Raw genomic sequence first — 23314 nt, forward strand, 5'->3', positions numbered from 1 at the left:
GCTGATGAAGGCGTTGTTCCGGTTGCGGCCGAAGTCGAGGTACTGAGCGTCGTCCTCGATGCCGCCGACCACGCCCGAGCCCGGGGTCAGCTGGTCGTTGTCGCCGACCTGGGCGCCGCCGGAGACGCCGTCCTGGCTGCGGTCGCGGAAGGTGGCGGTGGTGACGGCGGCGGCGAAGGCGGCGGGGACGCCGAAGACCGATCTGTCCGAGCGGCTGCTGGCGTCGAAGGCCTAGCCGGCGTTGATACCGAAGTAGGCGCCGGTCCAGGTGAACACGGGCACGGGGGTGAAGACGGGCGGCGGCGCGGCGCGGCGCGGCAGGTCGGCGGCCGAAGCGGCAGCGGTCAGCGCGGTGAAGGCAGCCAGCGAGGCCAGGAGCTTGGTCATCGTGTCGGGTCCAGAATTTCTATCTGACGGTAAGGCTACCGATCCATGGGGCAATTGGCTGTAGTTTTACGGACACACCGGCCGACGATGATGGAAGACAGCATAGTAAACCGTTTATGAACCCGGTTTAGACTAGATCAGTGCTTTGAAATGTACCGGGCCAAGCGCAATAACGACAAACCCACGACTTAGTTGCATTGTGCATCAGGGTTTATAGGCCCTGTTGCCATTAGGATACAGGCCCGACCATGTATCTCGCGGCAAGGTCGCGTATCCCGTCGGGCTCCTCACCACGTCATGCCGATCCGGCCAGAGCACCGCTTCTTCTACCCGATCGACTGGCGCGAGCTGTCGATGGCAATCCGCTTCGGCAGGGCGCAGGGCCGGTGTGAGAGCTGCGGGCGACCGCACGGGCAGATGGTCTATCATCTCGGGGACGGGCGTTGGTGGGACGCTGAGGCCAGCCGCTGGCGCGATGGCTGGGGGCGCCGGATCCGGATCAGGTCCGGCACCGACATCCTCGGTCGGGCCCGTCGGACCCATGTCGTCCTCGCTGCTGCCCACCGGGATCACGACACATCCAACAACGCAGATGCCAATCTCGCAGCCTTCTGTCAGCGCTGCCACATGATCCACGACCGCCCCGAGCATCAGAGGCGTCGGTGGCGCACGCTGTTCCGGCGGAAGGCGATAGGCGACCTGTTCGGCGGACCCTACGCCTGAAGACTGGTGGCTACAGCCTCATCACCGCTCTGCTCCAACGATGTTGGCCTTCTCGTAGGCGACGACGGCGGCGGCCGTGATCCGGATCAGCTTGTTGCCGTACTTGGACCCGTCCAATTCGCCCCGCCGGATCAGGTTGCGGATGAGGTTCGCGCTACACTTCCATCCCGCGGCCAGCGTCTCCGGCGTGTAGAGGCTGTGGTAGCCGGGATACTCCTCTGACATTCTCGGTGGCGATCTCTTGCGGCGGGCATCCTTCCTGGCCTGGATCACCGTGGCATGCACGTCGATGTCGGCCTGCTTCGCCGCCTGACGGCTCTTAGGCTCTGGCAGCGCTTCGTCCCTGTCATCCCACCCAGCGAAGCTGTCGGCCTCCTCTGGCCCGCTCAGTACGTCGAATGCGGCGTCCAGCTTCCTGAGGTCCCAGATGGTGCGGCTGCCGATCTGGAAGGGCTGGGGTATCTGCCCCTCGCGGACGAGCTTGTCGAACGTGGTGGTGCTGATCCCGACGTAGCGGGCAGCTTCGACCCGGTTCAGCCCGCGCCGAGGAACGACTTCGACCCGAATGGGGGAGAGTGCGTCAGGATCTTCGGGGCGGCGCCTCGGCATAGGGTCACCTCTTCTTGGCTGGTGTCGGCCGCGGCTCCGCCATCATGGCCCGCTTGGCCTCGTCTACGGCGGCACGCGGGATCCGCAGCAGCTTCCCGCCGAGCCTGAAGTGACCGAGTTGTTCGCGTTTGACCATGTTGCGGACGTGCTGGGCGCCTCCCTTCAACGAAGGCGCCCAACGCCTACCGCCTTACGCGTGCTGCATGTCGGCGGGCACCTTGCCGCCGTTCTCGGCGAGCTTCTGCACCACCTGCTTGTGCAGCCAGACGTTCATCGTAGCTGAGTCTTCCTTGTCGCCGGTGTAGTGCAGCTCGTCCGCGAGCTGCTTCCGAGCCGTAAGGCTGCTGTCGAGGTCGAGCAGCTTCAGGAGGTCCACAATCGACTGCTTGTAATTTAGGTTCTCACCCTTCTTAGCAGCCATATCGCTCAGGACCTGACCGACGTCGACGCTCGCCGCAGAACCCGCAGGTGAACTGGTAGGCGAGGGCGCACCACTCATCGAAGGCGCGGCCGCGCCGCTGGAGCCACTGCCAGCACCACCCCCTCCGGTAGCGGCCGGCGATACGCTTGGGGCCTCAGACGCATGCGGCGCAGAGGCCTGAGCGCTTGCTGCGCCTCCGCCAAAGATCTTCGAGATGATGGATCCGAACAGGCTCATAGCGTCGTCCTTGTCATTCGCGGGCTTAGCCCGGAAGCCGCAGTAACCAAACCGCGCGATGCAGCGTTCCGCAGCGATGGTACGAGGAGCTACGCAATTGGCTTGTCGAGGTTTAAGCTATGTGGCTACAGCCCGCCCATGCCCAATAAGCTCAACACCCTCCTCGAACGCCTGAAGGCGCACCAGCGCACGCTTATCTTGGCGATGGCCGAGCACGACGGGCTGCCGGCTGGAAGCGCGATACGCTCGGTCGCCGAGTTGGAGAACGTGCTTGTAGCGGTTGAGGCAGTCGCAGCCGAGGAGGCGGACCGGGCACGGCGTCAGTGATCCCGAAGGAATGCGCCCAACTATGCGGACCTCCACTTCGATCGCCGCGTTGAGCTATATGCGCGCGGAGTTGCTTATGACCCTGCCGGATCCCACCCGCTTGGCTCTCACGGAAGCCGCCCTCGCGTCCGCAGATCGGCTCTGGCGTGAGGAGATGCGCCGGACCTATGGGCCGGACGGGGCGCTGATCTATGGGTACGCTCCAGAAGGACAGGGCGGCCTCGGCACGCCGTTGCGGCGAAGCTACGAGGCCCGGCGGGTGGCGGTCACGCTCTGGCGCAACGAACGTCATCGACATCGAGACAAGGCGACGACACCATGCTGATAGGTAGCTTGCTCTGGCTGTTAGGGGTGCCGATCCCCGTCCTCATCCTGCTCTAGTTTTTCTTCCTTCGCGGGCGATAGAGATGGCTGCCAGCATGGCCGAGCCCGACAAGCCTGAGGGCGAGAGCGTTCAGCCGTCCACCGTGCCGATCAGGGGGGGGCGATACCCCCGATCCGACGACCGGGAGCGAGCCCGAGAGCAAAGACCCAGTCAAGGACGCCGAGCGCATATCAGACGATACGGACAAGGCGGCCGCGGACGGACTGGCCTAATCTTCAAGGTCGCTTAGGCGCCCGCTAAGCCACCAGCTGCATCTCACCCGCCGAGCCAGGTTGCGTATTGGCCCGGCCTCGGTGCCATCGGAAGTTCCCCCACCCCATGGTCAGAGTGGGGTGGGATCGGTCTGAAAGCTTAGGCGTAGGCAGCAGCCTCATACCTCGTTCCAGATCTGGCGCACCCGAACCACCGCGGGCCGTGCAGCCATCCGTTCGAAATGGGCTGCGAGGTTCGGAGGAAGCGGGATGTCTTGCTGCGGCGCCCATCGCTCGGCGTAGAACAGTGCGGTGTCGCCGATCGTGAAGGCATCGCCCGCCACGTAGGCGCGGTCCGCCATCTGACGGTCCAGGATAGCTAACGCTTGATCGATGATCTCGCGACCTTGCTCCTTCACTGAGCCTTGGCCGAGCTTAAGCGTCTGGTGCAGCATGTCCTGCGGCTCGTAGTTCGCCGTCTTGAAGATCCGGCCGAAGCCTTGCAGGTGCAGGGTGCCGATCGCGTAATCCATCACCTCGATGCCCCGCCGCTCGGCGTCGGGATCGGTGGGGATCAATTCCTTGTCGGGGTTCGTGCGGGCCAGCCACGTGGCGATGGCGCCGTACTCGGTCATGACCGTCCCATCATCTCCCACAAGGGTCGGAACCTTGCTCTTGGGATTGATCGACTTGAACGGCTCCTGCTGCGTAGCGCCACCGGCTACGTCCATCTTCACGCTCTCGTAGGGCCTGCCGATCTCCTCCAGCAGGATGTGAATGCCGATCGCACAGGTGTGCGGTCCCCAGTAGAACTTCATCGGCTGTCTCTCACCTTGGAGGGCTGTAGTACGCGGAGGCTCGAATGACCCATCGGGCCTGGATCGATTTGTACGCGCTACTTCGAAGGCTCCGCCGGATTGGTGCCCGATGGTGATGCCGTGCGGTTCGGCAACGGGGCTTGAGGATCGTGAGCGAAGTCGCCGGACGGGTTCGCAGCCGGAACCGGCCGATCCTTGTTTTCTGCGGTGGAGTGGCCACCGGGGTTCGGTGCATCTTTGGCAGCCGACTCCTCTCGCGGCACCGGTGCTTGGCTCCAGCCGTCCTGTGCGCTTCGGCCCTTATCACCCATCGCGTCGAAGCCCTTGATCTCACCGGGCTTGGTTTGAGCCTGCGCGGGTGCGGTAAGCGCCATACAGGCAAACACGGCGACGGCCATGCTAAGGGAGGGAGACACGCGGACCATTGGATTGTCTCGGCTGGCGTTGGGAGGTTCCACAAGCAACCTGTCGCGCCAGCGGCCTGTTCCGGCTTCACGGCCCCTCCTCCGACGACTGGATCGCGCCACCGCCGCCCAAGCCATCGCTCGACGATGAGGACAGAGGGTCTACCCATCCTGCCGGCCCATATCGAGATCGACAGTCCGACGTCAGCCTCTCTGCGCCCGACGTCGGCCCAAATTAGGCGCACAGGGCAAGGCACAAGCCCCGATCATTCATGAGCGGGGCCACAGGGGCTCTGCGTGCCCGTGTCAGCCGCTGATAGGGAGTAACGGGGGAGTACCGGGGTCAGGGGTCAGCCGCGGATCGAGAAGGGCGTTACCGCGTTCCGCGAGGATGGCAAAAAAGATCCATTCTGACCCCTCCTGCGGGCGTTTAGTGCAACACAGGACAACGGTCCCTTAAATCTTGGCATGCCAACGATCGACGAAAGGCGAATACCGGCGAGGTACGCTATGCCCCCGCTCCCCCGGCTAGCTCGTCCGCTGCGCTCCGCCCGGACGTGGATGGCCTTGGGCGTTTTAGCACCTATCGGGATGCTCGCTGCATCCGGATTGATGCTGTTCGATTTACGCCAGGACGCGTGGGAGAAGTCTGAGCAGACCTCCAAGAACCTCGTTCAGGTTCTTGAGCGCGATATCGCTCGTAACATCGAGATGTACGATCTCTCGCTGCGCGCTGTCGTCGATAATTTGAAGGCTCCCGGCGTTGATCAAATCAGTCCCGTGCTGCGCCAGCTCGTCCTGTTCGATCGCGCTGCCACCGCCCAGGACATGGGCGTCATGCTCGTCTTCGATGAGAACGGCGACAGCATCATTGATGCGAGTGCGGTACCAGCTCGCAAGATCAACAATGCCGACCGCCCGTATTTTCAGGCGCACAAGGCTCAAGCCGACCTCGGCCTCTACATCGGCGAGCCGATGGTCTCTCGCCTGACAGGAACCCGGACGCTCGCGTTCAGTCGCCGTATCAACAAGCCTGACGGCAGCTTCGGTGGCGTGGTGCTTGGCACCTTGAAACTGTCCTACTTCACGCGGCTGTTCAGTCAGATCGACCTCGGTCGGGATGGGGGCATCAACCTGTACCTGCGCGACGGCACGCGCGTCATGCGTCACCCCTACTCGGAAGCCGATATCGGCGTGAACATCGCAGGTGCCCCGACCTTCAAAGGCTTCCTGCGTCAGCACAACGGCAGCTTCGTCGAGACCTCCGCCCGGGACGGTATCGAGCGGCACTACACCTTCACACGTATCGGCGACCTGCCACTGATCCTGAACGTCGCCCTGTCGACGGACGAGATCGAGGCTGACTGGCGCGTGAAGGCGCTCACGATCGGTGTCATCGTGCTGATACTGTGCGGCCTCACCATCGCGCTGTCGCTCCTGTTCGGGCGTGAGCTGCGTCGTCGCGAGGCCATGCAGGCTGAACTCGAAAGGCTGTCACTGACGGATGCCCTGACCGGGCTGCCGAACCGTCGCGCCTTCGACGACGCGTTCGCCCGGGCATCCGGTGGCGCGAGGCGCTCGGGTAAGCCGCTGTCTCTGCTGATCGTCGATGCAGACCACTTCAAGCGCTTCAACGATCGCTATGGCCACCAGGTCGGAGATCAGGTGCTCCAGGGCTTGGCGCGCTGCCTCTCAGCCAGCGTCCATCGTCCCCACGATCTCGTCGGCCGAGTCGGTGGCGAGGAGTTCGCTATCCTCCTGCCGGACACCGACCAGGCAGGAGCCCTGCGCATCGCCGAAAAGGTCCACGCCGAGGTTTCGACCCTGTCGATTGGCTCCGCGGGCATCGGTGCCGGTGCAGTTACGGTGAGCATCGGGCTCGCAGCGGCTGTCCAGAATGGCGCGGAAGTGACCGAGCTGACAGACCTCTACCGCCGCGCGGATGGGGCGTTGTACGAGGCTAAGGCAGGAGGGCGGAACCAGACTCGCTGTGCGAAGCTGCAGGACAGCTCAGCTGGTTCACAGAAGCGTGGCTTCCTGGTCGTCAACGGATTGTAGAATACTGCGCTATCCAACCGGGATGGTTGCGACTTTTGATCTCCGAGCAGCCCTAGGCTCGCACTCGACCATAGAAAAAATTTATAATAGCTCCATCAGGTCTGATGCCGGTTTGCGGCAACAGGTTACAACTCAATACGGTTCATAAGCCATGTTCAGCCTTGGTCGCATGGCGAATAATGCTACTTTAACAACCTCACAGATAAAATCTGCTCGACCCGGCATTCAAACTGGCGAGCCATGCCGCCCCTCGAAACCCCGCTTCCCGAACACAATCTGTCTGCTCTGCAGCGAAGCGACGAGCGGGATCCAACTCTCGATGCGATGTGTCGAACGGCTGCGGCGCTGTTCGGGGTGCGCTACGCCTTCGTGTCCCACCTCGACACGGAGTGTCAGCTCTTTCTCGGACGCGAGGGGCTCGACGTCCAAACCACATCGCGTTCGATCGCCTTCTGCGCTCTGACGGTTCTCGGTGCACCTCATGAGCCGCTTATCGTGCTCGATACGCATCGGGACCCGCGATTTGCCGGAAACCCACTTGTCACGGGGGCGCCGTACCTGCGCTTCTATGCCGGCGTACCGATCGCCCATGCCGGTGGGAGCAACACGGCGACCGTCTGCATCGCCGACGATGCGCCCCGCAACGCCTTCGGTGAAGCGGATCGGCATCGTCTGTTGGACCTCGCCAAATTCATCGAAGCCACGCTGTGCGGTCGTGCCGCCCAGATCGAGGCGGAGCACGCACGCGAGCACGCGGAGGCTGCCTACGCCGCGCTGCGCGAGAGTGAGCATCGCTACCGACTGCTCGCCGAGAATGCCAACGACGTCATCGTCCTGGGTGATCTCGACATGCGTCGCCTGTACATCTCTCCCGCCGTCCGCACTGTGCTCGGCTACGAGCCGGAAGAGCTCATCGGTACGACACCGGCCGCGTTCGGCCACCCTGATGATGCTCATGTATTCGCCGATCTCCGCGCGAAAGTGCTGATGGAGAGCGATGGCCGCTTCGTCGCCTGTGGCCGCCATCGCCACAAGGCAGGTCATTACGTCTGGATCGAAGCTTCGGTTCGATCAGCGCGGGATCCCCAGACCGGGCATCCTGTGGGCTACGTCGCGGCGCTACGTGATGTCACCGCCCGCCGGGAGGCCGAGGAGCAGGTCCGGCACATGGCCCTGCACGATGCACTCACCGGCTTGCCCAATCGAACCCTGTTTCGTGACCGCCTCGACCAAGCGATCGCGCGTGTTGCCCATACTGCCAATTCATTCGCGGTTCTGGTTTGCGATCTGGATCGCTTCAAGGCCATCAACGACAGCTTCGGTCATCCAGCGGGCGACGCTCTGCTCCAAGTCGTAGCGGCGCGGATGCGGGCGGTGCTGCGCCCCTACGACACTGTAGCCCGCCTCGGCGGCGACGAGTTCGCGATCGTGCTCTCCTACCTCGACAAGCCATGCTCAGCCTCATGCCTCGCCGACGACCTGATCGCGGCTGTGAGCGAGCCGATTGACCTCGACGGGCACGTAGTCGAGGTCGGTGTCAGCATCGGCTTCACCATCGCATCGGCACAGGACGCCAGTGCGGACGAGCTGTTCAACCGGGCTGACATCGCGCTGTACGAGGCCAAGGCGGCGGGCCGGAACATCTATCGCGAGTTCTGCCCTGATGCCGGCGCCCGCATCACCACGCGCGGCCAGCTCGGCCTCGACATGAAGGAGGCGCTCCGTCGTGGCGAGTTCCGACTGGTCTACCAACCAGTGGTGAAGGCTGCGACCGGCGCGGTGATGAGCTTCGAGGCGCTGATGCGTTGGCGTCATCCGGAGCGGGGCGAGATCTCGCCCGGCGAGTTCATCCCGCTGGCCGAGGAGAATGGCCTGATCGTGCCGCTCGGCACCTGGGCACTACAGGAAGCCTGCCACGAAGCCATGAACTGGCCACCCCACGTCCGCGTCGGTGTCAACGTCTCCCCAGTCCAGCTGCGACAGGAGGGCCTCGAAGCCGCGGTGATGACGGCGCTGGCTGTCAGTGGTCTGCCGGCAACACGGCTGAAGCTGGAGGTGACAGAGAGCGTGCTGATACAGGACACGGACGAGGTCCTGGACCGGTTGCTTCGGCTCCGCGCCCTCGGAGTCCGCATCGCACTCGACGACTTCGGTACGGGGTATTCGTCGTTGAGCTATCTGCGCCGCTTCCCCTTCGACAAGATAAAGATCGATCGCGCCTTCATCCGCGACATTGCCCATTCGGACGCGGCAGCGATCGTGCGGGCGGTGGTGGGCATCGGCGAGCGGCTCGGCATGGGTATCGTGGCGGAAGGCGTCGAGACGATGGAGCAACTCGAACTGGTGCGCCGTGAGGGTTGCGGTGAGGTTCAGGGTTTTCTGTTCAGCCGACCGTTACCGCCGCGCGAGGCGCGGCTCTATGCTGAAGGGGGACAGGTCCGGGCCGCATAGTCGCCCCTGAGGCACTCGGCCTCGGCCCGCCACGCATCGCGCTCGACCTGAACCACCTCGATCAACGCGTGCAGGTTCCCGGCATCGATCGCGGTTTTCATAAGCATGTCCTGGGCGGTCGCGATCTGCACGGGGCGCGACTGCGCGGGCGAGGACGCATCGAAATCGGCCGTATGCGCATCGACTTTCAGGCGAAGACGCGAACGTCGACCAGAACGCTGAGTTCGTGCAGCACGTCGGTGTCGTCGGGACCTACGCCTTTGATCAAGCTGTGACCCGGGTTCAGCTGCTGTCCATCCAAGGGGTCGTGCTCGACGTGCAGAGAGCCGCCGTTTACCCCCGGTGTGGCCTCGATTTCTTTGACAGCCATCACCGCGACACGGTCTGTCAGCTTCACCTTCCGAGCTGCCTTCATCAGTCCGCACATGTCGGCGAACGAGCCAGTTTCAGCACCTTCATGGTACTCTAGCCAGTTCACTGAAATGCCGTCGCTATCAGCTCGGAACGCGCTTGGATCTATGCCGGTGATCAGGCCCGTTTCCTCATGGATCAGAAGTCTGCTGGGGGTGCAGTGCCGGCCGACATGATGCTTTGAGGGAATGCGGTCTCCCTTCAAGGAAGCAGCCACCCGCAAAAACGCTCGTCAATGGTGCCGGCCGCCATCATAGAGACCGCACCTGAGCCGCGCATAGCTTCCGGCCCCGAGCGATCGATGGCAATCCAGTTCGCGCTCGTCAGCCCCTTGAACGTGATCGAGATTTTAGCCCGGTTACGTGGCTGCCAAACCGCAACGAAGCGACCCTGTTGATCGAGTGACAACCCTGGATGCTTCAGCCCTTTGTTCCGCTGCAAGAATTGTATCAGACCAGCAAAGGAAGCCATGGAAGGACGCACAGAGGCATCGGCCAACTCTTGCTCGTCATCAAGGAGAGCGGTGAGCTGCTTATGCAGAGCGCGGAAATGATTATCGTCGACGGAGGTGCAAAGCACGTTCAGCATGTCGCGAAACCGATCAAGTGTCCTTCTGCTTGCCGGCGTGAAGGCGGTAGTAGCAGCTTGCCAAATCTCGAAAGCTTGCACGAGCGGCGAGAAGCCCGACGCGAACTGTTCAAACGCTCGGGGCGGCAAAGAGCCGGTGCTGCCTCGCAAGGTACGCTGGAATAACTCCCAGCCTGTTGGGGCGCCATGGGTCGAGCGCGGCCGATTGATCGTGCCTGCGGTGAGGCTCCCTACGCCGCCGAGCCGCAACCGCGATGCATGGTCGTTGTCTGCGAATGCAGTCTCCGCCGAGAGAGCGCGTCCACGCATTCCGAACGGCAGCGAGAGGCCCGATAGCTCACGGTCCAGCAGGTGTTCGGCGTACATGGTGACACCGTCTAGTTGATCGATCGGGCGGGGGCTAGGCGTCAAAGAGGCCGCTCGCCGTCGGTGAGGGCTTCCCTCACCAGCGCGAGCATTTCACCGAAAATGGGGCTAAGTTCGCTCGCCTCCAAGCGGCGGGCCCGGTCTTCTGGGGTGTTCACATCGAACTGTAACTGAGCCAAAAACTTCCGTTGCATGGTGACGGGAGGCATTTGATCATTCACTACAGACTGGCCTTGAAATACTATCGATGACCAGAACTGAATGTTGTTATAATATTCTACAAGCGTAGCAGGTCTTTGCCAGTTGATTCGATAAAGAAGCTCACGCATGGTCGCTGGTTTTACGTCGACCGATTTGATATATTCTTTCAATACCTCATATGTTTCTTGTATTGTGTCCTTTTCGATCATGGCATTGCCGCTGATTGCCATTCTGTTAATTCTGAATGGCAGATTCATCAACCATTCTGGCGTCAAATTCTCAAATTCTCTAAGTCGTTCAACTATTGGGCCGAATGTAATATTGGGCAGCACCGGCTGCGCTGGGTTTATTTCTGCTGGCGGCGGTATGATAATTACGTCGAGCCGCGCGGGTGTATACTGAACTTCAGCCGCGCCGCTTCCGTACTCACCAGCTTGGCGCTTGAACCCTTCTTTCGCCCGCGTTTCTTCTGTGTCGGGCTCAGCATCAAACAGCGTCCGCCAAGCATCGAAACTTGGAGGAATCGGCTCCACGGGGAAGAGGGTTAGGCGGATGGTGTTCGCCTCCCAGATATCATCAGGCATGGCAGTCCGGCCCGCGCTCTGTCCCATCGATCGCATGCGTAAGGTGGTGCGCGATCAGGGACAAGCTCGACCATAGGGCTGAATCCTTGCCGGATATCTCACCATCGCCATCCGCTCTGCCGAACGCCAGCAGACCCTCACCGCATGGCTCTGCCCGCTCCACCACCCGCCCGGATTCTCGGCTGGCCTGATTGATTGAAGTCGCCCGCTGCCCTCCGGCAGCCCTTCTTCGATTCCGTGTCCACAATCTGCTTCTGTGGATCTCCCCTATCCGTGGGGTGAATCGGTTTGCACCCTATGCTGCCCCAAAGCGCCGGTGCCGCGGATCGCCCTCCACGTCGCAGCCACTGGAGCCATTCCCGCGAGATGATGCGAATCACGTTCGGGTCCGACTTCCGGCCCTGGTGACGCCGCTCCTGAATGGTCAGCAGCCCGTCCCCCTCGGCCAGACGGATCGCGGCCTGCGCCAGCCGCCGGCAGACGCCCGCCCGTGCCGCGATGGCGTCGATGCACAGCCCGCAGGCGCCGTTCCTGGCGACTTCGTCGCCGACAATGCGCAGGACTGCGAGCTGCCCGGTGGTGAACCGGGATCCGAGTGCGGGCGGCATCGGGCCAGAGCAGGCTAACCGGCGGCGGCGCTCGATAGCCACGGATCGCTCAGGAGCCCGCTGGAGGCGCTTGGCCGGGAACAGCGTCACACGGCCGAGCGGAATGCCGACGGGCGCCACGGCCTCCCGTATCGCAGCCCTGTGGGCATGCAGCGCCTCGGCCAAGCCCTGGGCTTCGGCATCGGTGACGGTCTCGGCGGCGTGGGCCTGCCAGACCTTGCGCGACAGGTCATCGAGCTGCGCCAGAGTCCGCGCGCCCTCGATCGCCGACCGCATGGTGGCGTGAAACATCGATCCCGGTCCCTCACGGGCCGCGGCAGGGTCCAGGCAAAGCCTTCCCGTTGACGGAAACGAGTTCCGTCTTGACACCCCGGGGGGTCTCATGGCTTGTGAGGGGCAGTCACGCCGGCCTCACAGGCCCTCGGTTTTCAGCAGCCTCTTCCTTGCCGGGAAGGGGCTGTTGGCTTTTCAGGGTCTATCTCGCGGCGATGGTCTCCTGAATTGCCGGCTCTCGACTCGCCGAGGCGGGTCCGGCCGGAACGGTCCATGTCGGCTGGACGGTACGGTTAAGTCAACGTCAGGGAATGATCAGCGAGACCATGCACGGCAGACTCTCGACCGTCGCCGACCTGCGCAGGTCCGGTCGCATCAGCAGCCACGAGATCGTTGCGGCGATCGACCTGTACATGCGGGATCCCACCACCGGGCCCTACCGCTTTGCCAGTGGCTACAGCCTTGACGTCGCCGCGCTCGTAGCCTCGACGGTCAGCCCCGCGGAGGTCGCGAACCGAGCCGGTCCGCAGGAGAAGACGTTCCGGAATGCGATCGCTGCGGCCGTCATGGCGGCACATCCGACTGTGCCGTAAATTATCGGCTGCTTAGTCCCGGCTGCGGCATCGGCACATATACGACCCGCGATGGTTTGGGCTCAATGCAGCTTCGGATCGCGAAATGGCCTTGATGCTGCGGCCACCTGGCCGTCCGGCAGCGCCGCCGCGATCTGGCGGCCGAGTTCGAATAGCAGTGCTTTCAGAGACGGACGGAGACGGGCAGCGCTGTCGTCGTCGAGCTGGTGCATCAGATCCCAAAGCTTCAGTGCGCCGTCGGCCATGGTCTCTGCGGGCGAGCCCAGCGTCTCGCATGCCGCCAGATAACGCGATGGTCCGTCGACATGACCGTCAGCCCGCGTGTCGGTCACGTCGATGACGATCCCCCGCCCACGCATCCGTCCGTCCGGGCCTCGCTCATAATGTCCGCGCACTAAGACCCAGCGCACGATGCCAGGCGCTGGCATGATGCGGTGCTCCCACACGAACAGCCCGCCTTGCTCACGCACGCTTCGGCGAAGTTCGGGGTCGCGAGAAACCTCATCCGGGTGGAAGATCGAGAAGAGATGCGATCGTGAGATACCCTCGGCGACCTCCGCATCGGTCAGACCGTACATCTGCCCCATGACCGCATCGCCGCGGATGCGATCTGTGCTGACATCCTCCTCCCACAAACCGATGCTGAGGGTGGTCAGCGGCAACGAAGCCGACGACAGAATGCTGTTCGATGACCGACGCGGCATGCGTCATCCAACCCTATTTGCAATCTCGGTGTCGGCTTGCAACACAACTTTCCGTCGAAGTGCAACTGCGGTATACAATCGCACGTTCAGAAAGGTGGTTGGTTTAGGATGGCCGAACGTGACAAGGGCAACGGCCGAGACATCCGCCTCCCCTCAGCGGACAAAATTGCTCAAGCACGTGAGCGCGAGGGCAAGCTGCGGATGTTGAAGCGTCTCGGCGACGCCCTGGGCAGGCCGGTTGGGGACTTCTACACGGCTGAGCCTGAGGTTCCTCCAGACGCCTCAGGCGGTAAGGCTCAAAGGTGAGGAATAGGGCCTGCCCGCACTTGCCCCGACGCCGGTGTCTTGGCACGCCGCAGCCATGATCCGATCCGAGCTCGTCGCCCGCATCACGGCGCAGAACCCGCACCTCTACGAACACGAGATCGATGCGCTGGTGAAGGCGATCTTCAACCGCATCTCCCAGGCGCTGGCGGACGGCGACCGGGTCGAGCTGCGTGGCTTCGGGGCGTTCGAGGTCAGGCATCGCGAAGCCCGCGCCGCTCGCAACCCGCGGACCGGTCAGGCGGTGCAGGTCGAGGCCAGGACCGCCATCCACTTCAAGCCTGGCAAGGCGATGCGGGCGCAACTCAATCACGCTAAGATCAATCCGGAATAGGAGGCCGAGCGGCTTCGGCTCGCCTCCTGTTGTGCAGTTTCCGCGGCAGGTCGACGGGCCCTACAGCCCATGTCCAACAATGGATCCGAGATCGTCGGCCTAATGGCCAAGGTTAATGATCTATTAAGAACCCTTGGGTTTCGGTGGCGGAAATCAAAGGACCTGCCCTATGATGACAGCTGGCTTCCTCGTGGTGGTTGCTATCGCACTAAGCGCCGCAGCGGCTGGCGCGATCGGCGCGCCCGATGCTCGTAGCGTGTGAGATCGACCATCCGGCCGTGATCGCGGCTCTGGCGATAGAGAACGCTGAGCTTTAACGCCAACTCGCGTCCGCACAGGATCTGCTCGTCGAGAGCGTTATTGGAATGTGAGACCTACGCGCCTGCGTCAGCGCGCTGCGCTCCGAGCTTGTAGAAGCGCAGGCCGCGCGGGATGCGTGGCGAGATGAAGCCGAACGACTCGTGGGCTAGGGCGCCCGCACGGCGTGACCGAGGTCCCTGTGGCCAGTACGTGACAGGCCGACTTTAGTTCTGACCCCGGTACTGTGTGCCCTCGATCCGTCAAGCTTGGACCGGCACAGTGGCTGGGTCGAACATCGATCCTGGTCCCTCCCCATGCTGACGGTCCCCCGCGCCGCGATCATTGAGCACCGTGAGGTCATGGCTGTGCTCGTTACATCCGGGCTATTCCTGCTCTGCCTGTTACCCTTCGCATGGGTTGTCACCTGACACCGTAGCGACTGGTCGACCTTGGTCTGAGCGGGTATCAGCCCCGGCATGGCCAAGCACGCACGACAGCTCCCGCAAGACCGCGGCACCGTCCTGTTCGACGTCGTCTTCGAGGATGGCAGCCGCGCCTCGAACCGGCGCGTGCCGATGGAAATCCTCGGCGGCCTGGATGGCGATCAACCAGCTCGCGATCTCATCGAGCAGCAGGAGGCCGAGATCGCTGAGAAGGCTGGCCGTCCTCCGCGGGGGATCCAGAGCCTCACGCGAACTGCGAAGCCGGAGCCGAAACCGCCTCGGGAGTAGGGGTATTATCAGGCTTATGCTCGCTCTTTTCACCTATACGCCACGGCGCATCGGTTTCTAAAATTCATGTCCATAATTATTTTTGCTGCCTCTGAAACTTATAGAAGCTCGATCCCGTCAATGCCGTAACAGGGGGGTGCTCGCGAGACTTTTGGAGCATCTAATGCACACTTCAATACTAATCTTGATTAGCTTTATCGGTTTTGCGTCGCCGGCAGTGGCGCAACATGCACAACCTAGAAGGGACAATCCTGCAAATAATTCTGACATAACTAGTGACGAAAAGGCCGAAGAAACCAAGCAACTTATCGCGAAGGCAAGGGAAAGACAAAAATCTGTCGATAGACACAACTCAAATCTTTGGGGGCGGTGGACCTACGCTGTTTGCATAGGGTGCGGTTGGACGCCGAAGAACGTTCGGATCGTACATACCCATCCTGCACGGGTTCTGATGGGGATCCCGGCGGCTGAGGATGACGCGCGAGAGCGCGCCAGCATCCGGTTTGGGACCTGACAGGGCTACGGTCAGGCATGTTCCGTCAGGTCGAGACGCCGACGAAGGCTGGGGCGATGGGAGACTTCATCACCGAGCAGACGTTGGTGCGATGAGCGCGGAGGTCCCCGCCCATGCAAAACCTTAAGAACGACCATAAGCTTCGCCAATGGGTCGTGTGGAGCCTGATCGCGATCCCGCTTGGCGGCGGCCTCGCGTTCTACTGCGGATGGCAACTGTTGAAGTTGGACGCGCCATGGGTGTCCGGTGACGGCCGTTGGATAGGCCTTTTTATGGGCGTCCTTTTCGTCGGTATGGGCTGCATGGCACTGTGGAACTGGCTGTTCGCCCGGCCGCTGACGCCCGAGGAGGAGCGGCTGCGTGACATGATGCGGGACTGGCAGCGAGAGCGTGAGCGCTTTCCGGGTGGGGGCGGCTTCTAACAGCCGATCAGCCCGGGGCATCAGGCGCGCTCCATTAGGTCAAACAGGTAAGCGCCGGCCGCCGCGAGGACGTTCCCGCGCCCGCCCCAGCGCAGGGGCTCCACCTCGATTACCGTCGCCACCTCTGGGAGCACCGTCTCGGGCGCCCCGGCCTCGCGGTCCTGGTCGTTCCCGCGCAACCACGTGACCTGGCTACCGGTGTGGTTCTCAGGCGCCGCCAAAGATGGCTCGGCATCGGCACCGTCCTCTAGGTCCGTGTCCCCGTCCATGCGGTCGAGCACAGCGATGATGCGGTCAGCGGCGTCGAGGGCGACCTGTGCGGCCTCCTCCAGGCTGGCGCGGAGGGCTGGTCCGGCCAGCGGCTCCGGGATCTCCGGAGCGGCCGGTTTCGGACGCGGGGTGAAAGTGAGCACGTCGCCCATGGTGTCAGGTCTCGGGGTGTGGAGGGGGAGCCCGGCGGGATCCGGCCGGGGCGGTACGCACGGCTACGGGAGGGGTGGCGGGCACCTGTCAGCGCCCTGCCCGCTCGGCCTCGGCGTGAGCCAAGAGTTCCCAGGCAAAAGCTTCGATGCTTTTCGGGTCATCGTTGTCGATGACACTGGCTGCCCATATCGAGAGGCGCCGCCCGCGGTCGGAGCTGTTGCCAGGGAGCCGGCGAGCAGCCTCGGCACTGGTAGCCGTCTCCACGTCAGTCAGCGCGTCGCCGAGCCACTGCATCAGCTTGCCAGCAGCGTTGGCCTCATCGCCATATCCGCGCATCTTGCAGCGGCCTTGCCATGTGGTGGCGTAGGCGACGCTCCCAACCAGATCGGCCACGTCGTGGACCGCCCGCAGGTCCTCCATGCTCGCGGAGGTGAAGTCGAGCATGCCAACGAGGTCGGGTTCCTGGCGGATGACCGTGAGCGGCGTCTGCCCAGGCTGTGCCAACGCCGCCATGTGGATGTCGATCGCGAGGCGTGCATCGGTGGAGTAGTCGTCGCGCTTCTGCCCCTGCCGCCACTCGTCGACGTAGTGCAGCCAGGCGAGGGCCAGCGCCTTGGGCTGGATGCTGTCGGGCGTGGCTGGCAGGGCGTCAGCCGCGTGAAGCAGGGCGAACCGGCGCTGCTGCATCGCCTCGTAGGCGGCTGTCTGTTCATCGGTGCCGTCGTCGCCGGTATGCGCCGCCCATGCCGGCCACAGGGCCAGGATCTGGCCGGACAACGTGTCGATCGCCGGCTTGGGCATCTCTCCATTCTCGCGCGGCGGTACGTAGTTGAGTTCGTCGAGGTGCAGTTCCCGGCGTAGGGCGGACTGCTCCGCTTCGCTCTTCTCGGGACCGCCACGGCGCTTGAATTCCGCGACGGCGATGCCGTGCAGGCGGTCGAGTTCGAGACCGATGGCGTCCGGGATCCGGGCGAAGCCGAATGGCTTGATGGCGGGCGAGGCCATGAAGCCGGGCGGCGGGTTGTGCCAGTCCACGGGTTCGGATGCAGGCCGCTCCTCTCCCTGCACGTCGAGCCAGAGCGAATGCGACAGGGCCTGATCTGGGTCAGGCAGCTCCGGTAAAGTGTTTCGGAAAAAGCTGACGTTGTAGTGGGCCAGCGCCCGGATTTTTACCCGGAACCCGGCCGCGGTTCGCGCCGGCAGTTCAGCGATACGGTGAGCGATGGCGCTCGTGGCATCGCCGGCTGCTTCAGCCTCCGCATCAAGCTCGGACTGGTCATGTTGCATCCCAACCGTCGCCTTGGCCGCGCACCAGCCATCCCAGGCCGCCATGATCTCCTCGGCGCGGGCCTGCGCCTCGGGGTGGAGCACGATGTCGAACCGGCGGCCCGGGTGGTCGATGTGGGAGCGCTCGCCCAGGTGGATCGGGCGCAGGATCTCGTGCGTCATCGGCATCTTGCGGCGCAGCCACTCAATGTCCGAACTGCGAACCTCACGTCCCTGTAGTGCCTCGGGCATCATCCAGTTCTGGTGAACACTCAGCCGGGCGTCAGAGGCGCGGTAGATCAGGCAGGCGGGGCGCTCGGGCATGTGCCGGTCTGCTTCCCGCTCAGCCGCATTGCAGGCTTCGCAGGCTGCAGTCTCACGCTTGCGGGCGGCCTCGAACTGGTGGCCGAGCCGCAGCAGTTCGGCATCATCGCCACCTTCTACCGGAGCCCTGTCCGGCTCAGCCACGGACCGGGCATTGCCGACGTGATGGCTGAGGCCGACCTTCAAATCGGCAGCGCGCTTCTTAGGGGTCGGGCGGTCGGCGCCGCGGCGGAATGGATTGGACAGCTTGAGAGGGGACACGGGCAGCCTCCAGGCACAGAATGATGGGAGGCGCGGCGAGACGGGCGCCGCGCGGTAGCGGCGTCAGGGGCGTCCAGTCCTGGCTTGCGCTGCGGCGACGGCCCACGCTGGCAGGGTGCCGCCGGGGCTGGCGTGAAGTGCCTCGTCTCGTGCTGCGTGATCCGGCTCATCCCCGAAGCCGACGAAGCCGGGCGGCAGCGGCGTGCCGGTGAAGGCGAGCACCGCACGGGTTAGGCCAATGGCCGCCACCTTCGTGGGATCGTGCGGGGTGTGGTCGGCCTCGCAGAGCACGGCAGCAGCGAGAGCGGATAGGATAAGCCCATCGAGGGTCTTGGGCGGGGATAGGGCCATGATCTCGCGGCCGACCTCGAACGGTCGGCGCTGCACCAAGTCAGCAGCGATCTCCTCGACCGTGCCGAACTCTGCCACGCTGCCGATCGGCTTGGACGCGCGATCCTCAGCGTAGGCGGTCAGTAGGCGGGCGCGGTACTCGGCGCGCTCGGGCTGCGTCGTGGATGCAAGCGCCGGCAGGGGCACGGCGGCGGCAACGGTGCCAGCCACGACGGTGCGGCGGCTCAGGCTACCGCGCAGTTCAGTGGCGCGCTCGCGCAGGCTGGCGGCGGTATCGCGGCGGATCAGGTTCTTGAGAGAGGTGCGCAGGGACATCGCGGGATCCTCACGGAGAGGTGCGCGGGCGGCCGGCCCGCTCGGGTGCGGGCTGGGTTCAGAGCAGGGTGGCGAGGCCGGTGAGCACCATGCCGCCGCCGATGATGAAGGCCGCGGCCAGCAGCTCGCCGGCGGTATCGAGGAAGCGCAGGTACCGGCTGTGCGCGGTGTCGGGCCGGATTGGGGTCACGGCCTCCCAGGCCTCGATCTCGCCCGGGACCGGCTCGTTCGGTAGGTTGAGGTAACGGGGATCGACCGGGATCCGGCGGGGGGCGACGCTCGGGGCCGTGCTGCGGACCGGGACGGGCTGGCTGAAATTGGGGATGCGGGCGTGCGTCATCGTTCGGGCTCCAGTGAGGGCTCGTGGCAGTGGTCAGAAAGGAGAGAGTCGACTCAGTCGCCCAAGTGTCTGAGCGAACTCAGCTTTCAGGCGATCAAGGCCCCGAAACCGGCCTCTGGACTCATGCTATCAGTGCGCGGCCATGTGGCGGGCCATCTTAGCGGCGCGCCACGCGGCGGTGAGACAGACCGACATGGCCTCGCTCCAGGTGCAGCCGAACCGCTCTTGATGGGCGCGGGCGGCGGATGCGGCGGCCGACATGATGGCGGCGCGGTCGAACTGGCCGGCGGCGAACAGCGGGCGGCGGGTGGTGCGCACCGTCATGTCGATGCGGGCCTTGGCCGAGAGCATGCCGGGGGCGATGGCCGGCCGGCTGTCCTGCAGGCTGCGGGATAGCTTGGTCCAAGAGACTGTGCGGTGGGGCATTAGTTGACTTCTATAACCATCAGATTGGTTCTGAGAATAACTCAGTGATGGTTGCCGTCAAGCCCAAAATGGTTATGATAGCGAATTCATTTGCTGTCGAGTCGAACGATGCTCACCACGGGGAACCAGCTCAAGGCTGCGCGGGCTCTTGCCGGCGTGGAGCAACTGGCCCTAGCCGAGGCGTCAGGCGTGAGCATTGGGACAATCCGCAACATGGAAGCGTGCGGTGCCGACATGCTGAAAAGCGGCCTGAAGACGATTTCGACCGTGCAACGAGCCCTTGAGGCCGAGGGCGTCGAGTTCCTGAACCACGGCGAGCCCGGCGTGAAGCTGCGCCGAAAGGATCCGGCATGACCGCCGAACCCGCCTCCCCCGAGCGGCTCTCCGAGGTTCTGCGCCTTTGCACCGTGCTCTCAGATCGTGCGCTCGACGCGCTGATCACGGGTGGGACAGTGCCTGCGGATCAGGCCGTCGCACTGGCGAAGGCCGCACGCCTTCTACAGGACCATGGCATGGAATGGCCGCCGCTGCTGACCCACGTGATGCACGAACTCGCGGACAAGGATGGTCGGTCGGTACCAGAGCCAGCGGCAGGGCCATCGGACGGCGTTGACCTGCAAGGCCTGACCCGCTTCTTCGCCGGTTTCCGCACCAAGGAACAGCAGTGACCTACACCGTGGAGCAACTGGCGCCCGGCAGCTACGATGTGCTGCTCGACGGCGTTGTGATCGCGGGCTTGGTGCGCAGCGTTCACCGCAGCGGCCCGAGCGACACATGGCAAGTCGAGTTGCTCGATGAGATGCCGGCGACCGAGCGCCCAGCACCGTTCGCGAACCAGCGGCACGTGTTCAAGTCGCGCCCAGCGGCGCTGGAGTGGCTCGGTATCCAAGAGACAGCAACTGCGGAGCCGGCTGGATGAGCATGATCAAGGGTCGGCTACTGGCGATCGGCGTTGCGGTCGTGCTTATGAGCGTCGAACGCACGCTTGAGGCGGCCGGCCTAGAATACGCGTTCGAGGACTGTGCTGTTGCAGCTGTCGCGGCGGCCGTAGCCGTAGCAGCGGCGGATCTTCGGTCATGACCCCCGGCCTGGAGCTCATCCCCGAGAACGGCGGCGGGGCCGGGATCCGGTTTAGGGAGCGGAAGGGGCCGTGACGCGCATTAGCAACGATAACCAGCCTGTGCAGCGGCGGCACCGAGCGACGCCGCAATGGCTGGTGTTCGTGATCACCGTTCTGGCTTTTAGCGCACCCATTGCGGGCCTGCTCTTCATGGTGTGGCTCGCCGTCGTGCGGCCGGCGGGCTTCGTCGTCAGCCTTGTCGAAACAGCCTACATTGCAGTCGCGACCATCCTGATCGCCGTTGCGATGGCGTCCTACGTCCATCGGGGGCGACCGCTTCCATGACGGGCCCGGCAGTGAACGACGAGGACCGCGAGTTCGAGCACTCCCCGCTGTCCGGGTCGTTCACCCGAGGCGACATCGAGGTCGATGTCGAGATCTACCGCTTCGCCGGCACGCAGGATCACTGGCAGCTCGCGGTCGTCGCCCTCGGCGGCGGCTCCACCCAGTGGGAGCAGACCTTCGCGACTGAGGCGGAAGCCTACGCAGCGTTCCTCGTGATGGTCGATGCAGACGGTCTGGACACGTTCACCCGTGCGCGGCCGGCCGGGCGACACTGAGGGGCCAAGACCAAGCCTACCGCCCGCTCCTGGGCATCCCATAAAAAGGACCCCATTTTTTTACTCGGAAATAGGGGCGCCTCTGGCTCGGGCGCCCATTTTTGCGATCCCTAAAAGGCCTCAATCAATCTGGGGTCGATAGCGAGCAGGTCGCCGAAGGAACCTCAAGACGCAGCATGCGCTTGGCCCGCCATGTCTGAGAAAAAGCTTTCAAAGAAAGCGCCGAAGAAGCCGGCGCGGGGCAAGCCAAAGCTGGTTGAGAGGGCGCCGGTAAAGGTCGGCATGGCGACGCAGCTCGCCGCGGCCCAAGACCGATATCGTCGCGCTATGATGGCCGCCCTCGATTAACCCTATCGAGAGCAGGGCGATCAGATCCGCGCCGCGTTGGCGACGCTCCTGGCTGAGAAAGCTGCGCTGGGCGTCAAAGACGGCGAGGAGGCCACCGAGGCTTCCGAATAGCCTTTCAGCCCCACCAGCCTTTGATCAGACCAGAAAGGGCGTTCTAGCCTATGCAACGTCGATGGGCTGCTGCCTGGGTTCATCCGCGCCGACAAGGGCGCCGATCAGCCGCCAGAGCTCCTGATGCTCGGGGCCATTGCGGCCAGGCGCGAGGAAGGTCGGCAGACTGAAGTCCGTCACGTGGCCGCCCGAGGCGATGTTGCCGGTATGCCGAACGAAGCTACGCCTGGTCGTTGTATCGAACAGCAGGTGCCAGCGGTCGCCATTCGGGCTAGCATAGATCAGGCGATTGGGTTCGGAAGGGCCCATGGTTGTCCTCCGGCGTGACGACAAGGGCTCGGGTCGACCCGAGGCCACCTCGTCAGCGGCCCCTTGGCGGCTACATAGCAGAAATGCGCAGCCTCATCCTCGCCGCCAGCCTCATCGCTATCGCCGCCTCCGCCTCAGCACAGGCGCCCAATCGCGGCAACGCGGACCTACAGACCAACTGTGCGGGTGACGCCCTGGCATTCTGTGCCGGCATCGATCCGAACAGCCCGCAAATGGACGCTTGCTTTAAGAAGAATTTGAGCCGGATGTCGCCGAACTGCCGTCGCGCCATCGACGCCTACGAGAAGGCCGGTGGCAAATAGCTACTCGACCGCTCGGTCACAGCTCGAATGCCGCGGAGGGGCGAGCCTCGGCTTCGTCAGCGGAAGCGATAGATCACTGAGCCAAGCCGTTAGCACTTCGACGAATTCCTCCCGCCAGGTAACCAATATGCGCAGCCTCATCTTCGCCCTCGGCCTCGTCGTCGTAGCGACCCCTACTCTTGCAGCCCCCGATGCATCCGCCTCAAAGCGTGGCAACAAGGATCTGAAGACCTACTGTTCCGGCGATGCGGTCACGTTCTGCAGCGGCGATGATCCGGACAGTCCGGAGATGGATGCCTGCTTTAAAAAGAACATGGACAAGATTTCGGAAAATTGCCGGCGTGCGATTACGGCTTACAAGAGCGGCGGCGGCAAATAGCATCGTCACCGTGCTCAAACCGATGCCGCAGTCAGAAGGACGCGAAGAAGCGCGTTCGGCGCGAGCAGTTGCCACATGGGGTCACCCGGAACAACCAACCACGAGCCCCCTTCCCTTCAGGCTCAGAAACCTGGAGGAAACATGTCCAAGATCCTGAATATCGCCACTGTCGCCACGATGCTCACGCTGTCAGCGAGCTTCGCTGTTGCTGCTCCATGCAATGTCGGCACGACGACGAATGCCGCTACTGGGAAAGATACCAGCTCGAACGTCGATGGCGGTTCGACCACCAAGGTAAGCCCAGGTGCCAAGGGCGAGTCCCCCGGTACAGTCGGCGCGATGAACAACTTGGGCGCCGCCATGAAGGATGACGGCTCGAAGAAGGCTCCCGAAGGTCAGCCCGTGAAGCCCGGCGCCGACAACTGCTGAGGCAGCACTATCGGTCGGGCGCTCCATCATCGTCGCCCGACGCAACAGTCTGCTCATGCGCGGTC

33 protein-coding genes and 1 pseudogene are annotated in these 23314 nt (G+C 63.8%); 18 read left to right on the forward strand and 16 right to left on the reverse strand.

Annotation, left to right across the window (positions count from 1 at the left end; all coding sequences use genetic code 11):
- Nucleotides 1-387 (reverse strand): annotated as a pseudogene (locus tag MKK65_RS26290) (porin family protein); the annotation flags it as partial.
- A 297-nt stretch (nucleotides 388-684) separates the two neighbouring features.
- Here MKK65_RS26290 and MKK65_RS26295 point away from each other — a divergent pair.
- Complete coding sequence (locus tag MKK65_RS26295; RefSeq protein WP_243961034.1) at nucleotides 685-1110, forward strand: hypothetical protein; 426 nt, start codon at nucleotides 685-687, stop codon at nucleotides 1108-1110.
- Between the two features lie 21 nt (nucleotides 1111-1131).
- Here MKK65_RS26295 and MKK65_RS26300 read toward each other — a convergent pair whose 3' ends face one another.
- Nucleotides 1132-1719 (reverse strand): hypothetical protein, encoded by a 588-nt coding sequence (locus MKK65_RS26300; protein WP_243961035.1) that lies wholly within the window; start codon nucleotides 1717-1719, stop codon nucleotides 1132-1134.
- Between the two features lie 190 nt (nucleotides 1720-1909).
- Nucleotides 1910-2377, reverse strand: a complete 468-nt coding sequence (locus tag MKK65_RS26305; RefSeq protein WP_243961036.1) for a DUF3597 domain-containing protein — start codon at nucleotides 2375-2377, stop codon at nucleotides 1910-1912.
- 138 nt (nucleotides 2378-2515) lie between these two features.
- Here MKK65_RS26305 and MKK65_RS26310 point away from each other — a divergent pair, with 138 nt between their 5' ends.
- A complete protein-coding gene (locus tag MKK65_RS26310; RefSeq protein WP_243961037.1) occupies nucleotides 2516-2704 on the forward strand; it encodes a hypothetical protein in 189 nt (62 codons plus the stop codon).
- 76 nt (nucleotides 2705-2780) lie between these two features.
- On the forward strand, nucleotides 2781-3029 hold the full coding sequence (locus MKK65_RS26315; RefSeq protein WP_243961038.1) for a hypothetical protein: 249 nt from the start codon (nucleotides 2781-2783) through the stop codon (nucleotides 3027-3029).
- A gap of 430 nt (nucleotides 3030-3459) precedes the next feature.
- Here MKK65_RS26315 and MKK65_RS26320 read toward each other — a convergent pair whose 3' ends face one another.
- Nucleotides 3460-4098 carry a glutathione S-transferase family protein gene (locus MKK65_RS26320; RefSeq protein WP_243961039.1) on the reverse strand — a complete coding sequence of 213 codons (639 nt, stop codon included), beginning with the start codon at nucleotides 4096-4098 and terminating at the stop codon, nucleotides 3460-3462.
- Nucleotides 4099-4175: 77 nt separating this feature from the next.
- Complete coding sequence (locus MKK65_RS26325) at nucleotides 4176-4496, reverse strand: hypothetical protein (RefSeq protein WP_243961040.1); 321 nt, start codon at nucleotides 4494-4496, stop codon at nucleotides 4176-4178.
- Nucleotides 4497-5012: 516 nt separating this feature from the next.
- Between MKK65_RS26325 and MKK65_RS26330 the strand changes: the two genes are divergently transcribed.
- Nucleotides 5013-6560: a sensor domain-containing diguanylate cyclase gene (locus MKK65_RS26330; protein WP_243961042.1), complete on the forward strand. Its 1548-nt coding sequence runs from the start codon at nucleotides 5013-5015 to the stop codon at nucleotides 6558-6560.
- A gap of 240 nt (nucleotides 6561-6800) precedes the next feature.
- A complete protein-coding gene (locus MKK65_RS26335) occupies nucleotides 6801-9011 on the forward strand; it encodes a putative bifunctional diguanylate cyclase/phosphodiesterase (RefSeq protein WP_243961043.1) in 2211 nt (736 codons plus the stop codon).
- A gap of 187 nt (nucleotides 9012-9198) precedes the next feature.
- Here MKK65_RS26335 and MKK65_RS26340 read toward each other — a convergent pair whose 3' ends face one another.
- The 4 genes from MKK65_RS26340 to MKK65_RS26355 form a co-directional block, all read right to left on the reverse strand.
- Complete coding sequence (locus tag MKK65_RS26340) at nucleotides 9199-9627, reverse strand: hypothetical protein (RefSeq protein ID WP_243961044.1); 429 nt, start codon at nucleotides 9625-9627, stop codon at nucleotides 9199-9201.
- Nucleotides 9624-10376 (reverse strand): hypothetical protein, encoded by a 753-nt coding sequence (locus tag MKK65_RS26345; protein WP_243961046.1) that lies wholly within the window; start codon nucleotides 10374-10376, stop codon nucleotides 9624-9626. The genes MKK65_RS26340 and MKK65_RS26345 overlap by 4 nt, the downstream gene beginning before the upstream one ends.
- Before the next feature lie 41 nt (nucleotides 10377-10417).
- Nucleotides 10418-11161 (reverse strand): hypothetical protein, encoded by a 744-nt coding sequence (locus MKK65_RS26350; RefSeq protein WP_243961047.1) that lies wholly within the window; start codon nucleotides 11159-11161, stop codon nucleotides 10418-10420.
- 137 nt (nucleotides 11162-11298) lie between these two features.
- Entirely contained in the window at nucleotides 11299-12060 is a 762-nt protein-coding gene (locus MKK65_RS26355) for a hypothetical protein (protein WP_243961049.1), read from the reverse strand.
- Nucleotides 12061-12368: 308 nt separating this feature from the next.
- Between MKK65_RS26355 and MKK65_RS26360 the strand changes: the two genes are divergently transcribed.
- Nucleotides 12369-12635 carry a hypothetical protein gene (locus tag MKK65_RS26360; protein WP_243961051.1) on the forward strand — a complete coding sequence of 89 codons (267 nt, stop codon included), beginning with the start codon at nucleotides 12369-12371 and terminating at the stop codon, nucleotides 12633-12635.
- A 62-nt stretch (nucleotides 12636-12697) separates the two neighbouring features.
- On the opposite strand, the gene MKK65_RS26365 is transcribed toward MKK65_RS26360, so the two are convergent.
- A complete protein-coding gene (locus MKK65_RS26365; RefSeq protein WP_243961053.1) occupies nucleotides 12698-13339 on the reverse strand; it encodes a PAS domain-containing protein in 642 nt (213 codons plus the stop codon).
- Nucleotides 13340-13700: 361 nt separating this feature from the next.
- Here MKK65_RS26365 and MKK65_RS26370 point away from each other — a divergent pair, with 361 nt between their 5' ends.
- From MKK65_RS26370 to MKK65_RS26380, 3 genes are all read left to right on the forward strand, one after another.
- Complete coding sequence (locus MKK65_RS26370) at nucleotides 13701-13997, forward strand: integration host factor subunit beta (RefSeq protein ID WP_243961055.1); 297 nt, start codon at nucleotides 13701-13703, stop codon at nucleotides 13995-13997.
- Between the two features lie 776 nt (nucleotides 13998-14773).
- Entirely contained in the window at nucleotides 14774-15028 is a 255-nt protein-coding gene (locus MKK65_RS26375; protein WP_243961056.1) for a hypothetical protein, read from the forward strand.
- A 627-nt stretch (nucleotides 15029-15655) separates the two neighbouring features.
- The gene (locus tag MKK65_RS26380; protein ID WP_243961057.1) at nucleotides 15656-15964 is read left to right on the forward strand and encodes a hypothetical protein; all 309 of its coding nucleotides are present in this window, start codon (nucleotides 15656-15658) and stop codon (nucleotides 15962-15964) included.
- Nucleotides 15965-15984: 20 nt separating this feature from the next.
- Here the strand turns inward: MKK65_RS26380 and MKK65_RS26385 are convergent, their stop codons facing one another.
- The 5 genes from MKK65_RS26385 to MKK65_RS26405 all read right to left on the reverse strand — a co-directional run bounded on the left by MKK65_RS26385 (nucleotide 15985) and on the right by MKK65_RS26405 (nucleotide 19670).
- Nucleotides 15985-16386 carry a hypothetical protein gene (locus tag MKK65_RS26385; protein ID WP_243961058.1) on the reverse strand — a complete coding sequence of 134 codons (402 nt, stop codon included), beginning with the start codon at nucleotides 16384-16386 and terminating at the stop codon, nucleotides 15985-15987.
- An 88-nt stretch (nucleotides 16387-16474) separates the two neighbouring features.
- Nucleotides 16475-18238 (reverse strand): hypothetical protein, encoded by a 1764-nt coding sequence (locus MKK65_RS26390; protein WP_243961059.1) that lies wholly within the window; start codon nucleotides 18236-18238, stop codon nucleotides 16475-16477.
- Nucleotides 18239-18301: 63 nt separating this feature from the next.
- Nucleotides 18302-18904, reverse strand: coding sequence for a hypothetical protein (locus tag MKK65_RS26395; protein ID WP_243961060.1), 603 nt, complete (start codon nucleotides 18902-18904; stop codon nucleotides 18302-18304).
- Nucleotides 18905-18962: 58 nt separating this feature from the next.
- Nucleotides 18963-19244: a hypothetical protein gene (locus MKK65_RS26400; protein WP_243961061.1), complete on the reverse strand. Its 282-nt coding sequence runs from the start codon at nucleotides 19242-19244 to the stop codon at nucleotides 18963-18965.
- A 129-nt stretch (nucleotides 19245-19373) separates the two neighbouring features.
- Nucleotides 19374-19670 (reverse strand): hypothetical protein, encoded by a 297-nt coding sequence (locus tag MKK65_RS26405; RefSeq protein WP_243961062.1) that lies wholly within the window; start codon nucleotides 19668-19670, stop codon nucleotides 19374-19376.
- Between the two features lie 108 nt (nucleotides 19671-19778).
- Between MKK65_RS26405 and MKK65_RS26410 the strand changes: the two genes are divergently transcribed.
- The 6 genes from MKK65_RS26410 to MKK65_RS26435 all read left to right on the forward strand — a co-directional run bounded on the left by MKK65_RS26410 (nucleotide 19779) and on the right by MKK65_RS26435 (nucleotide 21350).
- Nucleotides 19779-20024: a helix-turn-helix domain-containing protein gene (locus tag MKK65_RS26410; protein WP_243961063.1), complete on the forward strand. Its 246-nt coding sequence runs from the start codon at nucleotides 19779-19781 to the stop codon at nucleotides 20022-20024.
- Nucleotides 20021-20338, forward strand: coding sequence for a hypothetical protein (locus MKK65_RS26415; protein ID WP_243961066.1), 318 nt, complete (start codon nucleotides 20021-20023; stop codon nucleotides 20336-20338). The genes MKK65_RS26410 and MKK65_RS26415 overlap by 4 nt, the downstream gene beginning before the upstream one ends.
- Entirely contained in the window at nucleotides 20335-20589 is a 255-nt protein-coding gene (locus MKK65_RS26420) for a hypothetical protein (protein ID WP_243961068.1), read from the forward strand. The genes MKK65_RS26415 and MKK65_RS26420 overlap by 4 nt, the downstream gene beginning before the upstream one ends.
- Complete coding sequence (locus tag MKK65_RS26425) at nucleotides 20586-20750, forward strand: hypothetical protein (RefSeq protein WP_243961069.1); 165 nt, start codon at nucleotides 20586-20588, stop codon at nucleotides 20748-20750. The genes MKK65_RS26420 and MKK65_RS26425 overlap by 4 nt, the downstream gene beginning before the upstream one ends.
- 70 nt (nucleotides 20751-20820) lie before the next feature.
- Nucleotides 20821-21075, forward strand: a complete 255-nt coding sequence (locus MKK65_RS26430) for a hypothetical protein (protein ID WP_243961070.1) — start codon at nucleotides 20821-20823, stop codon at nucleotides 21073-21075.
- Nucleotides 21072-21350 (forward strand): hypothetical protein, encoded by a 279-nt coding sequence (locus tag MKK65_RS26435; protein ID WP_243961071.1) that lies wholly within the window; start codon nucleotides 21072-21074, stop codon nucleotides 21348-21350. Before MKK65_RS26430 ends, MKK65_RS26435 begins: the two co-directional genes overlap by 4 nt.
- Before the next feature lie 507 nt (nucleotides 21351-21857).
- Here MKK65_RS26435 and MKK65_RS26440 read toward each other — a convergent pair.
- Complete coding sequence (locus MKK65_RS26440; protein WP_243961072.1) at nucleotides 21858-22118, reverse strand: hypothetical protein; 261 nt, start codon at nucleotides 22116-22118, stop codon at nucleotides 21858-21860.
- Nucleotides 22119-22201: 83 nt separating this feature from the next.
- Between MKK65_RS26440 and MKK65_RS26445 the strand changes: the two genes are divergently transcribed.
- From MKK65_RS26445 to MKK65_RS26455, 3 genes are all read left to right on the forward strand, one after another.
- On the forward strand, nucleotides 22202-22441 hold the full coding sequence (locus MKK65_RS26445) for a 3',5'-cyclic-nucleotide phosphodiesterase (protein WP_243961073.1): 240 nt from the start codon (nucleotides 22202-22204) through the stop codon (nucleotides 22439-22441).
- A gap of 127 nt (nucleotides 22442-22568) precedes the next feature.
- On the forward strand, nucleotides 22569-22820 hold the full coding sequence (locus MKK65_RS26450; protein ID WP_243961074.1) for a 3',5'-cyclic-nucleotide phosphodiesterase: 252 nt from the start codon (nucleotides 22569-22571) through the stop codon (nucleotides 22818-22820).
- 141 nt (nucleotides 22821-22961) lie between these two features.
- Nucleotides 22962-23249 (forward strand): hypothetical protein, encoded by a 288-nt coding sequence (locus MKK65_RS26455; protein WP_243961075.1) that lies wholly within the window; start codon nucleotides 22962-22964, stop codon nucleotides 23247-23249.
- Nucleotides 23250-23314 lie beyond the last annotated feature (65 nt).

The organism is Methylobacterium sp. J-001 (assembly GCF_022829565.1).
GTDB lineage: Bacteria > Pseudomonadota > Alphaproteobacteria > Rhizobiales > Beijerinckiaceae > Methylobacterium.